This window comes from Amycolatopsis benzoatilytica AK 16/65 (assembly GCF_000383915.1).
GTDB lineage: Bacteria > Actinomycetota > Actinomycetes > Mycobacteriales > Pseudonocardiaceae > Amycolatopsis > Amycolatopsis benzoatilytica.
The window spans coordinates 1715754-1728264 of the sequence record NZ_KB912942.1; the positions used below are offsets into that span (position 1 = coordinate 1715754).

11 protein-coding genes are annotated in these 12511 nt (G+C 74.4%); 9 read left to right on the forward strand and 2 right to left on the reverse strand.

Annotated features, from left to right (window positions below):
- Window positions 1–61: 61 nt before the first annotated feature.
- On the forward strand, window positions 62–1057 hold the full coding sequence (locus tag AMYBE_RS0108095) for a zinc-binding alcohol dehydrogenase family protein (RefSeq protein ID WP_027927478.1): 996 nt from the start codon (window positions 62–64) through the stop codon (window positions 1055–1057).
- Between the two features lie 229 nt (window positions 1058–1286).
- Here AMYBE_RS0108095 and AMYBE_RS41045 read toward each other — a convergent pair whose 3' ends face one another.
- The gene (locus AMYBE_RS41045; protein WP_020658857.1) at window positions 1287–2258 is read right to left on the reverse strand and encodes an Acg family FMN-binding oxidoreductase; all 972 of its coding nucleotides are present in this window, start codon (window positions 2256–2258) and stop codon (window positions 1287–1289) included.
- Window positions 2259–2439: 181 nt separating this feature from the next.
- Here AMYBE_RS41045 and AMYBE_RS0108105 point away from each other — a divergent pair, with 181 nt between their 5' ends.
- Window positions 2440–4713: a heavy metal translocating P-type ATPase gene (locus tag AMYBE_RS0108105; RefSeq protein ID WP_020658858.1), complete on the forward strand. Its 2274-nt coding sequence runs from the start codon at window positions 2440–2442 to the stop codon at window positions 4711–4713.
- On the opposite strand, the gene AMYBE_RS0108110 is transcribed toward AMYBE_RS0108105, so the two are convergent.
- On the reverse strand, window positions 4689–5843 hold the full coding sequence (locus AMYBE_RS0108110) for a site-2 protease family protein (RefSeq protein WP_020658859.1): 1155 nt from the start codon (window positions 5841–5843) through the stop codon (window positions 4689–4691). The genes AMYBE_RS0108105 and AMYBE_RS0108110 overlap by 25 nt on opposite strands.
- 163 nt (window positions 5844–6006) lie before the next feature.
- Between AMYBE_RS0108110 and AMYBE_RS44670 the strand changes: the two genes are divergently transcribed.
- The 7 genes from AMYBE_RS44670 to AMYBE_RS41060 are packed head-to-tail and all read left to right on the forward strand — an operon-like array spanning window position 6007 to window position 12506.
- The gene (locus AMYBE_RS44670; protein ID WP_020658860.1) at window positions 6007–6177 is read left to right on the forward strand and encodes a hypothetical protein; all 171 of its coding nucleotides are present in this window, start codon (window positions 6007–6009) and stop codon (window positions 6175–6177) included.
- Window positions 6174–6980 carry a universal stress protein gene (locus AMYBE_RS0108120; protein ID WP_020658861.1) on the forward strand — a complete coding sequence of 269 codons (807 nt, stop codon included), beginning with the start codon at window positions 6174–6176 and terminating at the stop codon, window positions 6978–6980. Before AMYBE_RS44670 ends, AMYBE_RS0108120 begins: the two co-directional genes overlap by 4 nt.
- Before the next feature lie 22 nt (window positions 6981–7002).
- The gene (locus AMYBE_RS41050; protein WP_020658862.1) at window positions 7003–7620 is read left to right on the forward strand and encodes a flavodoxin domain-containing protein; all 618 of its coding nucleotides are present in this window, start codon (window positions 7003–7005) and stop codon (window positions 7618–7620) included.
- Window positions 7617–8024, forward strand: coding sequence for an Hsp20/alpha crystallin family protein (locus AMYBE_RS0108130; RefSeq protein ID WP_020658863.1), 408 nt, complete (start codon window positions 7617–7619; stop codon window positions 8022–8024). Before AMYBE_RS41050 ends, AMYBE_RS0108130 begins: the two co-directional genes overlap by 4 nt.
- Window positions 8025–8078: 54 nt before the next feature.
- The gene (locus AMYBE_RS0108135; protein ID WP_020658864.1) at window positions 8079–10721 is read left to right on the forward strand and encodes a bifunctional acetate--CoA ligase family protein/GNAT family N-acetyltransferase; all 2643 of its coding nucleotides are present in this window, start codon (window positions 8079–8081) and stop codon (window positions 10719–10721) included.
- 21 nt (window positions 10722–10742) lie between these two features.
- Window positions 10743–11867, forward strand: coding sequence for an acetate/propionate family kinase (locus AMYBE_RS41055; protein ID WP_020658865.1), 1125 nt, complete (start codon window positions 10743–10745; stop codon window positions 11865–11867).
- A gap of 15 nt (window positions 11868–11882) precedes the next feature.
- Entirely contained in the window at window positions 11883–12506 is a 624-nt protein-coding gene (locus tag AMYBE_RS41060) for a hypothetical protein (RefSeq protein WP_020658866.1), read from the forward strand.
- The last annotated feature ends 5 nt before the right edge of the window (window positions 12507–12511 follow it).

Below are 12511 nucleotides of genomic sequence, written 5' to 3' on the forward strand. Positions count from 1 at the left end.
GAGTGCCCGGCCGGGCCTGCGCAGGGGACCGCGGCCGGGAGGAGACGCGATGACGGCGGAAATGCTGGCCTGGCGCGTGCGCCGGCCCGGCCCGATGGCGAGCGGACCGCTCGTGCGCGAACGGACGCCCGTACCGGTGCCCGGCGACGGAGAGCTGCTGGTGAAAGTGCGGGTTTGCGGGGTGTGCCGCACGGACCTGCACGTGGCCGAGGGCGACCTGCCGGTGCACCGGCCCGGAGTGGTGCCGGGACACGAGGTGGTCGGCGAGGTCGTGGCGCCCGGCACCGGCGGGTTCCAGCCGGGCGACCGGGTCGGCATCGCCTGGCTGCGCGGCACCTGCGGGACCTGCCGGTACTGCCGCGCGGGGAGGGAAAACCTCTGCCCGAATTCGCGGTACACCGGGTGGGACGCCGACGGCGGCTACGCTGAGTACGCGGTGGTCCCTGCTGCGTACGCGCATCGACTGCCCGCCGGATACTCCGACGACGAGCTCGCTCCGCTGCTGTGCGCGGGCGTAATCGGGTATCGCGCGCTGCTGCGGGCAGAGGTCCCGCCGGGCGGACGGCTCGGCATCTACGGATTCGGCGGCAGCGCGCATCTGGCCGCGCAGGTAGCGCTTGCCCGCGGCGCGACAGTGCACGTCCTGACCCGCAGCCGGCAGGCGCAGGAGCTGGCGCTGGAGCTCGGGGCGGCGTCAGCGGGCGACGCGGCCGACGAACCGCCCGAACCACTCGACTCGGCGATCCTGTTCGCACCGGCTGGGGAACTCGTACCGGTCGCGCTCGCCGCGCTGGACCGCGGCGGCACGCTCGCGATCGCCGGCATCCACCTCTCCGCAGTCCCGGCGCTCGACTACCAGCGGCACCTGTTCCAGGAACGGCAGGTCCGCAGTGTTACGGCGAACACCCGCAGCGATGCCCGGGAGTTCCTGGACTTCGCGGCACAGCACCGGCTGCGGGTCCAGACCGTGCCATACCCGCTTTCGGCGGCGTCGGTCGCGCTGGCGGATCTGGCTGGGGACGCGATTACCGGGGCGGCGGTTCTGCGAGCGGAGTGAGCCGCTCCGCGACGCGTTCGGGCTTCGTATCGGGCTGCAGGGCGAGGGCTGGCTGCCGGGCAGCCCGCCGTCGGCGGCGCGGTTCGGCGGCGTGGCCGGGAATGAATCCATGCGGAATCCAAGTCTCTCAGGGGGCCCTTGCGGGAATCCAAGTCCCTCAGGGGGCCCTTCACGGAATCCAGGTCCGGCAAGGGGCCCTTCACGGAATCCGGTTCCCTCAAGGGGTCCTTCACGGACGGCCGGGTGCGGGCGGCGCAGGTACCGGCGCGGGGCGGGCGGCTTTGCCCAGCGGCTGCGCTACTTCGTCGATCGGGCGTCGGGGGACCGCGGGAAGCGGTGCCTCCGCTGTGCGGCCGATCCGGATCGCCAGCTGGGGTACCGCACCGCCGTACAGCATGGCTCGGGCGGTCGGGAGTTCCAGCGGTTCGGTGAAAATGCAGGTGGCCAGTCCCAGCCGGGTCGCCTCCAGCAGCACCGCACTGGCCGCTTCGCCGGCACGGAGGTGGTCGAGGGGAGTGTCGGCCGAGGTGGACAGCACCGCGACGGCTGCCTGGTCGGTGCCGTCGTCGGCGGCGAGGCCGGGCCAGGAGAAGCGACGCGTGCCGACAGTAGTTCCGTACGGCGGGACTGCGCGGGACGGGATGCCGTCGGCGGTGTAGCGGCGTCCGCTCCAAGCGGCGAGTTCCTCGGCGTAGGCGGGAGCGGCGGCGCGCAGCAGCCGGGCCTCCGCAAGTGCGTTTCGCAGCGCATCTCGTCCGGGGGGACGAAGCTGAACGCCGGAATCGGCAGCGGTGCGGGTCAGCCGCGCGAGTTCGGTGGGAGCGGGCGGCGCGCTGAACTGGCGGCGGTCGGAACGGCGCCGGGCGATCGCCGACGCCGCGGCGATGTCGTCGTCGGACGGTTCGTGCCGGTTCAGCTCGACAGCGGCGACGAGGTCGGATGTCATCCGGGTCACCTTGGCGGCCCAGCCCATCGCCGCGGCCGCGACCGTCAAGTGGTGCAGCGCGCAGCCGCAGCTGATGAGCAGCTCGCGCCCCTCCGGGTCGGCGTAGGCGAGCTTCCGGCGCGGGTCGGCGCGCAGTTGGATCGTGCGTCCGGTGAACCGCCACGTCCACGGCTGCGTGTTGTGCAGCGACGGTGCGCGCAGCGCGAGCGCGATCGCGGCTCTGAGGGTGTATTCGTCCGGACGGTCGTCGATCATCGTCGTTCTCCTCGGGCTTCTAGCGTCACTCCCATGCTGTGTGCCGGGAGAGGACCGTTCCCAGAGAAGAAGTTCCGCGCGGGCGGGGCATTGCGGCCCCGCCCGCGCGAGCGCGAGTGAGGCCCTTCGGCCCTTCCACCGGCGACGCGGCCGGGCGCATCGTGCGGCCGGGAGGTTACACATGGCGCGTCTGCGGGTACGGCCGCCGGGCGAAACTGTGCTCCTGACGGTGGTCGCGGTGCTGCTGGCGGCGGGCGGAATCTTTTGGGCGGCGGCAAGTCCGGGCTCGGCGTGGTGCTGGGCGGCGGCGACCGTGGTCGCGTTGGCACCCGCGATCTGGTGGGCCGCGGCCGATCTCCGCCACCGGCGCTGGGGTGCGGACACGCTCGCGGTGCTGGCGCTCGCCTCGACGCTCGCGGTCGGCGAGTTCTTCGCCGGCGCGGTGATCGCGGCGATGGTCGCGACCGGTCGGGTGCTCGAATCGCGGGCGCAGCGGCGAGCGGGCCGGGATCTCACCGCGCTGCTCGAACGGGCGCCGCGGACTGCGCATCTGCGCGACGGCGACGACCTGCGCGAGGTCCCCGCCGGGGAGGTCGCCGCCGGCGACGCGGTGGTGGTTTTGCCCGGCGAAGTCGTGCCGGTGGACGGAGTGCTGGCCGCCGCCGGACTGTTCGACGAGTCCGCGCTGACCGGCGAGCCGCTGCCGGTCAACCGGCCCGCCGGCGACACTGTCCACAGTGGAGTGGTGAACGCCGGGGCCGCGGTGGAGCTGACCGCGCGGGCGACCGCGGACGAAAGCACCTACGCCGGCGTGGTGCGGCTGGCGGAATCGGCGGCCGCGCAGACCGCGCCGGTCGCCCGGCTGGCCGACCAGGCGGCGGCGTGGTTCCTGCCCGCCGCGCTGGTGCTGGCCGGGGCGGCGTGGCTGCTGAGCGGCGACGTGCACCGGGCGGTCGCGGTGCTGGTGACGGCGACGCCGTGCCCGTTGCTGCTGGCGGTGCCGATCGCGGTCACCGCGGGAATGTCCCGCACCGCGCGGGCCGGCGTCGTGGTCAAAGACGGTGCGGCGCTGGAATCACTGGGCCGGGCAAAGGTCCTGCTGATGGACAAGACCGGCACGATCACCGCGGGACGGCCGGAAGTGGCGGACGTGGTGTGCGCTCCGGGCTGGTCCGCGGAGGACGCGCTCCGGCTGGCCGCGAGCGTCGAGTACTACTCGCCGCACGTCTTGGCCGCCGCGGTGGTCCGGGCCGCCGAATCGGCCGGGATACAGCGCAGCCGGGCCGAGGACGTCGGGGAGCTGCCCGGGGCCGGCGTGTCCGGACGGGTCGGCGAGCGGATCGTGCGGGTCGGCCGGCTGCCGACCGGGCGTGTCGTGCCGGCCTGGGCGTGCAGCGCGGAACGGCGCGGACGGCTCGACCTGGCGAGCTTGCTGTGGGTCGACTGCGACGGTGAGCCGGTGGCGGCGTTGCTGGCGAAGGACCGCATCCGGCCGGACGCGGCCCGCACGATGCGCCGGCTGCGGACGGCCGGGATCGGCACGATCCGGCTGCTCACCGGCGACCGGGTGGACAACGCCCGGGAGGTCGCGGCGCTGCTCGGACTCGACGACGTCCAGGCCGAAGTCACCCCCGAGGACAAGCTGGCCGCCGTCGGCGCCGCCCAGGCAAGCGGGCTGGTCGTGATGACCGGCGACGGCGTGAACGACGCGCCGGCGCTGGCGGCGGCCGACGTCGGGGTGGCGCTCGGCTCCCGTGGCGCGACCGCCGCGGCGCAGGCCGCCGACGCGGTGATCCTCGACGACCGGCTGGCCCGGCTCGCCGACGCCGCGGAGATCGCTCGCCGGTCGCGGCGGCTGGCGGTGCAGAGCGCGGTCGTCGGGGTGGCGCTGTCGTTCGCTGCGATGGCGGCCGCCGCGGCGGGGCTCCTGGCCCCGGCCGCGGGCGCACTGGTGCAGGAAGCGATCGACGTGGCCGCGATTCTCAACGCGTTGCGGGCCCTGCGGGTCCCGGCGCCGGGCGCGCCCGCGCCGGCTGGGCTGGTCCGCAGGTTCGAAAGCGAGCACGAACTTCTCCGTCCGGCGCTGCTGGCGATCCGGCAGGCCGCCGACGCGCTTTCCGAGGGGGCCAGCCCGGCCGCCGACGGCGCGGTCCGGCGCGCTCGCGACGCGCTGCTCGGCCAGGTGCTGCCGCACGAAATGGCCGAGGAAACCGAGCTGTACCCGGCTCTGGCCGGTGCGCTGGGCGGGCCGGAGAGCACCGTGCCGATGAGCCGTGCACATACCGAGATCGCCCGCCTCGCGCGGCGGCTGGAACGCCATCTGGCGGAGGCGCCGACGGGGATCCAAGGCGACCAGGTGGACGACCTGCGCGCGACGCTCTATGGGCTGGACGCGGTGCTGACGCTGCATTTCGCGCAGGAAGAGGAAGCCTATTTCACGCTGCCCGCGTCGTGACCCGGCCGCACGCCGAGCGCGGTGAGTTCCAGAACCCGGGCCAGGTCGCCCGGTGCCGCGACCCCGACCAGCACGCCGCGGTCGACGACGAGCACTAGATCTTGCCCGGGACGCAGCCGTGCGCGGCTGAACACCTCCGAGAGCGGCGCGTCCGGCGAGGCGACCAGGCAGGCAGGCGGCTTGACACAGATGTCTTCGATCCGCACCGAGGTGCGCGCGGACGACGGAACCCTGCTCAGTGCGGAAAGACTGACCACGCCGACCGGTGCGCCGCCGAACGACACCACCGGGAACGTGCGGAAACGGGTCCGGGCTGCCTGGTCCAGGAACCCTTGCACGGTGTACCAGCCGGGCGCGGTGACCAGGTCGGTGCTCATCACCTCGCGGAGGCGGATCCGGGCGAGCACTTCGCGCAACGGCGCGGCGGACATCTCGCCGCGAGCGGCGAGCGCCAGGAACCAGCTCATCCCGATCAGCCAGAACCCGGTGGCGTCGCCCCGGATGAGCAGCTCCCAAACGCCGAAAGCGGCGACCGCGGCGGCGAGCACCTGGCCGCCGGCTCCGGCGATCCGCCGGGCGCGGTCCCGGCTCCCGGTCACCCGCCACGCGATGGCTTCGAGGACACGGCCGCCGTCGAGCGGCGTCCCCGGCAGCAGGTTGAAAGCCGCGAGCACCCCGTTCGACCAGCCGAGCCAGACCAGCGAAACGGACACGACAGCGGGCAGCACCGGGGCGGCGAGCACCGCGCCGCCGAGGAAAATCCCGCCGACGAGCAGGCTCGCGGCCGGTCCGGCGACAGCGACGAGCAGCTGGGCCCGGGGCGTCGGCGGCTCGTCGGGCAGTTCGGTGGCTCCGCCGAGCAGCCAGAGCGTGATGCGCTCCGCACGAAGGCCGTAACGCCGGGCGACGAGCGCATGGCACATTTCGTGCGCCAGCAGCGAGGCCAGGAACACCGCCGCGCTGACGATCCCGGCCGCCCAGTTCGCCACGGGCGTCGAGTCCGGTGCGCCGACCGGGAGCACGGCGGTCGCGAGCAGCCAGGCCAGCAGTCCCAGCACGATCAGCACGGACCAGTGCGCGCCGATGCGGATTCCGGCGATCCGGCCGAGCGGGAACGTCGCGTACGTCATCGCCCGAATCTCCGCCTCGCGCCGGGCTCGCCGGGAGGGCCGCAGCGCCTCAGCCGCCAGGACCAAAGACTCCGGCGCCGCGGACGTCCGCCAGCAGCGCCGGGCGGCGACGGCGGCTTAGTTTCGGCCGCGAGGGGATGGGTTCCGGCGGAGGAGGCAGGCGATGGACCCGAAGGAGAAGGCCCGGATCGAGGAGGACGCTCGCCGCGACGTCGCCGAGCGCGGCAGGCACGGCACTGCGATGCGCCGGTATCTGAAGGTGGGCGAGCGGCGCGAGATCGAGGAGAACGAGCGCGACGTCGTCCCGGACTCGGCTCCTGATCCGCGTCAATGACCAGGCCGGTGGTCGCCGGGGTCGACGGGTCCGCGGCCGCGCTGGCCGCGGTCCGGTGGGCGGCGGCCGAGGCGGTGCGGCGCGGGACCGAGCTGGTGGTGTTCCGCGCCGAGCTGGTCGACGGCCCGGACTTGCTGCCGCACCGGAAGCCGCTCGGCGACGCCGAGATGCTGCTGGAACCGGGCTACCGCCAGCTCTGCGTCGCCGCGGAGGCGGCGCGTTCAGCGGTGCCCGCGGTCGCGGTGCGCCGGCGGCTCCGGCTCGGCGCCGCGGCCGAGCAGCTGATCGCGATGTCCGGCGAGACCGAGCTGATCGTGCTCGGCTCGCACGGGGTCGGCGGCCTGCGGGGCGCGGTGATCGGGTCGGTGGCGCTGCGGACGGCCGCGCTCGCGCGCTGCCCGGTGGCGGTCGTCCGCGGCCGGGCGGAGGCGGACGGGCCGGTCGTGGTCGGCATCGACGAATCGGACCGGAGCGAACGGGCGCTGGCCGTCGCGTTCGAAGCGGCCGCGGCGCGCGCGGCGGCGGTGGAGGCGGTGCACGTGTGGCACGACGGCAGCCCGGGCCGCGAAAGCGCGTTGCGGGATCAGGTGGCCGCGTGGTCCCGGAAGCATCCGGAGGTGCCGGTGCGGGTGCACCTGGTGCGGGCGAGGTCGGCGGCGCGCGCGCTGAGCGGGATGTCGTCCGGCGCGCAGCTGGTCGTGGTGGGCAGCCGGGGCCGGGGACCGGTCGCCGGGGGCCTGCTCGGCTCGACCGGGAACTGGCTGCTGGCGCACGCGGACTGCCCGGTCGAGGTGGCTCGCTGAACCGGAAGAAAGGCGGCGCGGGATGAAAATCGTGATCGCGGTGGCGACCCGGCACGGGTCGACGCGGGAAATCGCCGAGCAGATCGCGGCATCGCTGAGAGCGGGCCTCGAAGAAGCCGGGACGTCGGCCGAGGTCGACGTCGCCGACGCAGCGCACGTCGAGTCGTTCGCCGGCTGCGACGCGGCGGTGATCGGCAGTGCCGTCTACTTCGGACACTGGCTCGACCCGGCGCGGCAGCTGGTCCGCGAGCACCGGGAAGAACTGTCGCGGATCCCGGTCTGGCTGTTCTCCAGCGGGCCGGTCGGGCAGCGGACGCGGCCCGGCGAGGACCCGGTGGACGCGACCGACGTGCTGGCCTGCTGCGCTGCCCGGGAACATCGGCTGTTCGGCGGCAAGATCGACCGTTCGGTGCTGCATTTTCCGGAGCGCGCGGTGGTCGCCGCGCTGCGCGCGAAGGACGGCGACAACCGGGACTGGCCGGTCATCCGTGCCTGGGGCCAGGCGATCGCCCGTCAGCTCAGCGACGCCCGCCGGGGACCTTCGTCCCTCGGCTTCGGGCAGTCCGGCAGCGGTGCGACGGCCGCCGCGCGCGGTTTGCTGAAGGCGCGACCCCGTTCGCGACGAGAGGAGAGAGCATGACTTCCCTGTTGCCCGGTTCCCGGATGGCGCTGCCCAGCATCGCCGCCTGGATGGAACGCCCGTGGCCGTTCGCCGAGCACAACCCGGTGCGGATCGAGGAATCCGCGGAGGGCGGCAAGTACACGGTGCGCGCCGAGCTGCCCGGGTTCGACCCGGACAAGCACATCACGGTGACCACGCACGACGGGCTGCTGACCATCGAAGCCGACCGGGAGGCGAAGAAGAGCACCGACGGCCACAGCGAGTTCTACTACGGCAAGTTCAGCCGCACGGTGACCCTGCCCGCGGGCGCGGAAGCCGCCAAGGTGACCGCGACCTACGTCGACGGCATCCTCGAGATCTCGATGCCGATCGCCGATCAGCCGCACGAGAAGCAAATCAAGATCCACGTCGACAAGGCGTGACGTGCGTCAGCGGCGGGCGCGGTTGCGCCCGCCGCTTCGTGTGAGGAGACGGGGATGAGCGTGGACCTGGCGGTACGAGTCCTGCTGGCCGACGGCCAGGTAGGTCTGGTGCGCCCGCTCGGGCCGGCCGACGCGGACGCCGTGCTGCGGCTGCACACCGGCCTCGGCGAACGGGACCGCTACTTTCGGTTCTTCGGCCCGATGCCGTCCACTGTGGATAAATTGACCGCGAAGATCGCCGAGGCGCCCGGCGTTGGGCACGCGGCGTTCGGCTGCTTCATCGGCGGCGTGCTGGTCGGCGTCGCGCACTACGAGCGAGCCGGGTCGAGCGCGGACGCGGAGGTCGCGCTCGTCGTCGACGGCACCCAGCGCACCCACGGCATCGCCACGCTGCTGCTGGAACATCTCGCCGCGGCCGCGCGGGCGCACGGAATCGACCGCTTCGTCGCGGAAGTGATGGCGGAGAACGCGAAGGTGATCCGGGTGTTCGCCGAACTCGGGCTGCGCTATCGCATCGACCATCGCGGACCGGAATGGTCGGTCGAAATCGAGCTCGACGGCGAGGACCGCTACCCGGACGCGTTCGTCCGCCGCGACGAAATCGCCGAGGCGGCGAGCCTGGCGCATCTGCTGCGACCGGCGTCGGTCGCGGTGATCGGCGCGGGCCGGCGCCCCGGCTCGGTCGGCCGTGCGGTGCTCGCGAACCTGCTGCGGAGCGGATATCCCGGCTCGGTCGAAGCGGTGCACCCGGTGGCGTCGGAAATCCTCGGCGTGCGCTGCGCGCCGTCGGTGGCGCGGCTGAGCCGGACTCCGGAGCTGGCGGTGATCTGTCTCCCGGCCGAAGCGGCGGCGAACGCGGTGGAGGACTGCGGTGCGCGCGGTGTGGCCGCGGCGGTGGTGATCTCGTCCGGGCTGACCGGCTCCGAGGCGGGCGCCCGGGTGCGGGAATCGGTGCGCCGGCACGGAATGCGCCTGGTCGGGCCGAACTGTCTCGGCGTGCTTTCGACCGATCCGTCCTGCCCGCTGGACGCGACTTTCCTCGCCCGCGGGCCGCTGCCCGGGCACATCGGCGTCGCCACCCAGTCGGGCGGCGTCGGGATCGCCCTCGCCGAAGCGCTGACCGGCCTCGGCCTCGGCGTCTCGGCGCTGGTGTCCACTGGCGACAAGTACGACGTCAGCGGCAACGACCTGCTGCTGTGGTGGGCGAGCGACCGGCGCACCGAAATCGTGGCGCTCTATCTGGAATCTTTCGGCAATCCCCGCAAGTTCGGCCGGTTGGCGGCGCGGCTGGCCCGCACCCGGCCGGTGCTCGCGGTGCGAGCGGGCAGCGGGGGCACTGCCCAGCGCGCGGCCGCGTCGCACACTGCGGCGGCGGCGACTCCGGCGGTGACCCGCGACGCGCTTTACGCGCAGGCAGGCATCATCGCGGTCGACACGGTCGCCGGGCTGGTGGACGCGCTCGCGGCGATCTCGTGGCAGCCGCTGCCAGCCGGACGGCGGGTGGCGGTGCTGAGCAACGCCGGCGGGGCGGGCGTGCTCGCCGCGGATGCCTGCGAGCGGGAAGGGCTCACGATGGCGGAGCTGTCCGCGGAGACCGCGGATCAGCTGCGTGCCGTGCTGCCGGCCCAGGCCGCTGCGCAGAACCCGGTGGACACGACCGCCGCGGTACCGGCCGCGGAATTCGGGCAGGCGCTTCAGATCGTGCTCGCCGATCCCGGGGTGGACGCGGTGATCGCCGCGACCGTGCCGACCGCGGCGGGCGATCCCTCGGTCGCGCTGGCCGGAGCGCTGCCCGGGCTCGGCAAGACGGTGCTCGCGGTACGGCCCGGGCAACGGGAGCGGGTCGCCCCGCTGAACGCGGCGGGGCCCGCGGGAACGGCGTGCTACGACGACCCCGCGACCGCGGCCAGTGTGCTCGCCCGGCTGGCGGAGTACGCGGAGTGGCTGGCCCGGCCGCACGACGAGGAAGCGCCGCCGGAGATGGACTGCGCCGCGGTACGGGAGTTCGCCGCCGCACGCGCGGAGGAACACGAGGGATGGTTGTCGCCGGCAGCGGCCGCCGAGCTGCTCCGGCTCGCCGAGATCCCTTGCGTGGAAACGTATTACGCGCGAAACGAAACCGAAGCGGCCCGCGTCGCGCAGGATTCGTCCGGGCCGTTCGCGGTCAAGGCGGACGCGGCCGGGCTGCTGCACAAATCGGCGGGCGGCGGGGTGCTGCTCGGGGTCGAGGGCCCGGCCGGAGTGCGCGAAGCGTACCGGCTGCTGCGCGGCCGGTTCGGCCCGGCGCTGCACGGCGTGACGGTCCAGCCGATGGCCGACCGCGGCCGCGAACTGCTCGTCGGCGTGCGCTCGGACCCGGTGTTCGGCCCGCTGGTGGTGTTCGGGCTGGGCGGGGTCGACACCGACCTGCTCGCCGACCGGGCCGCCCGGCTCGCGCCGCTCACCGGCGCGGACGCCGATCTGCTGCTCGACGGCCTGCGTTCGGCGGAGGCGCTGTGGGCGTCCGGGATCGACCGGGCCGCAGTGCGCCGGTTGCTGCTGCGGGTCGGCCGGCTGGCGACGGTCGTGCCCGAGATCGCGGAGCTGGACCTGAACCCGGTGGCGGCGCGGCCGGACGGGTGCCGGGCGCTCGACGTCCGCATCCGGCTCGAACGGCCCGCGGCCGGCGATCCGTACCTGCGCAAGCTGTCCGGCTGACCCGGGCACGAGGAGGAGCCAGTGCGAGTCCTGACGCTGAACCCCGGTTCGTCCAGCCTGAAGGCGGCGGCCGTGCACGACGGCACCGCGGTCGGCTGGACCGCCTGGCCGAGCGACCTGCCCGGCGCGGTGCACGACGCGGTGCGGCGCTGGCCGCGTCCGGACGCGGTGGCGGTGCGCTTCGTCCACGGCGGCGCGCAGAAGGCGCCGGCGGTGGTGACCGACGGGCTGCTCGCGAATCTCGAACGGCTCGCTCCGCTCGCTCCGATTCACCAGCCGATGTCGCTCGAGATCACCCGCCAGGTACGGGAGCTGCTGCCGGGGACGCCGGTGGTGGCCTGCTTCGACACCGCATTCCACGCGAACCTGCCGGACGCGGCCGCGCACTACCCGTTGCCGCGCGCGTGGACCCGGCAGAACCGGTTGCGCCGCTACGGTTTCCACGGACTGTCGGCGCAGTACGCGGTGCGCCGCACCGCGGAGCTGCTGGGCCGTCCGGTGGCCGAACTGCAGCTGGTCTGCGCGCACGTCGGCGCGGGGGTGTCGGTCACCGCGGTGCGGGGCGGTCGCAGCGTCGACACGTCGATGGGGTTCACCCCGCTGGAGGGCCCGGCGATGGCGACCCGCTCCGGATCGGTCGATCCGGGGCTGCTGCTGCACGTCATGAAGACCGCTCCGATGAGCCCGGACGAGATGGCGGACGCGCTTTACCACCGGTCCGGGCTCGCCGGAATGAGCGGGACCAGCGGCGACCTGGGCGCGGTGCGCGCGGTGGCGGCGGCCGGCGATCCGGACGCGGCGCTGGCGGTCGCGGTGTACTCCCACCGGCTGCGCCGGGAGATCGGGGCCGCGGCGACCCGCCTGGGCCGGCTGGACGCGCTCGTGTTCACCGGCGGTGTCGCGGAATACCAGCCGGAGGCGGTCGCCGCGGTGGCGCGGGACCTGGGAGTGCTCGGCTTGCGCGTCGGGGCGCTGGCGCGCGCCGACGCCGATCGCATCGTGAGCCGTCCGGATTCGGCGGCGCCGGTGCTGGTGATCCGGACGCGGGAAGACCTCGAACTCGCGCGCGGCGCGGAGGCCGCGCTGGCCAGCGGGGAAGGAGGGCCGAGCCGTGCACGGGTCGCCGACCGCAGCGAAGCCCGGTGACGGCGAGGCGGCGCGATGACCACCGCCGTGTTCGCCTGGGATCGCCCCGCCCGCGCCGTCCTGGTCGACGCGCTCGCCCGCCTGGACGGACGCCGGTTCGCGGTCGAAACCCGGCCCGGCGAGCTGGTGATCGCCCGCACCGGGCGGCTCCGCCACGACGACGGGCGGCTTGTCCTCGCCGGCTGCGGAGCCGCGCTGTCCACCGCGTGGATTGTGCTGCGCGTGCTCGGGGTGCGTCCCCGGCTGTCGTTGCCGCACGATCCCGAACGGCCCGACGTAGTGGCGGTTGTGACGGCCGGCGGGGACGAACCGGCGCGGGCGCGCGATTGGGACCGGTATCTCGCGTTGCGGGCGGTCCGCGGTCCGGCGTCCGGGCAGTCGGTGCCGGTCGAGGGCGCGGCCGGGGAACTGTCCCGGGAAAACCACTGGCCGCACACCCGGGTGCTGCCGCCGCGCCAGGCCGGCAGCTGGGAACTCGCAGTAGTCGCCGATGGGACGGGCGCCGAGGTGCACGTTCTGCTCGGGGCGGCGGTCCATTCGCTGCGCGTCGCGGCCGCGGTCCGCGGCTGGGCGACCGAGGCCCGTGCCGGGCTGCCGGGCGGGGCTCCGCACGAGGTCCTGCGCGTCTTCGAGAGCTGAAGGGA

Bases quoted from the DNA above. Each gene is read 5' to 3' on its own strand.
- AMYBE_RS0108120 (WP_020658861.1), top strand. From the start codon at position 6,174: ATGACCAGGCCGGTGGTCGCCGGGGTCGACGGGTCCGCGGCCGCGCTG.
- AMYBE_RS0108095 (WP_027927478.1), top strand. From the start codon at position 62: ATGCTGGCCTGGCGCGTGCGCCGGCCCGGCCCGATGGCGAGCGGACCG.
- AMYBE_RS41060 (WP_020658866.1), top strand. From the start codon at position 11,883: ATGACCACCGCCGTGTTCGCCTGGGATCGCCCCGCCCGCGCCGTCCTG.
- AMYBE_RS0108135 (WP_020658864.1), top strand. From the start codon at position 8,079: ATGAGCGTGGACCTGGCGGTACGAGTCCTGCTGGCCGACGGCCAGGTA.
- AMYBE_RS0108105 (WP_020658858.1), top strand. From the start codon at position 2,440: ATGGCGCGTCTGCGGGTACGGCCGCCGGGCGAAACTGTGCTCCTGACG.
- AMYBE_RS44670 (WP_020658860.1), top strand. From the start codon at position 6,007: ATGGACCCGAAGGAGAAGGCCCGGATCGAGGAGGACGCTCGCCGCGAC.
- AMYBE_RS41045 (WP_020658857.1), bottom strand. From the start codon at position 2,258: ATGATCGACGACCGTCCGGACGAATACACCCTCAGAGCCGCGATCGCG.
- AMYBE_RS41050 (WP_020658862.1), top strand. From the start codon at position 7,003: ATGAAAATCGTGATCGCGGTGGCGACCCGGCACGGGTCGACGCGGGAA.
- AMYBE_RS0108130 (WP_020658863.1), top strand. From the start codon at position 7,617: ATGACTTCCCTGTTGCCCGGTTCCCGGATGGCGCTGCCCAGCATCGCC.
- AMYBE_RS0108110 (WP_020658859.1), bottom strand. From the start codon at position 5,843: ATGACGTACGCGACGTTCCCGCTCGGCCGGATCGCCGGAATCCGCATC.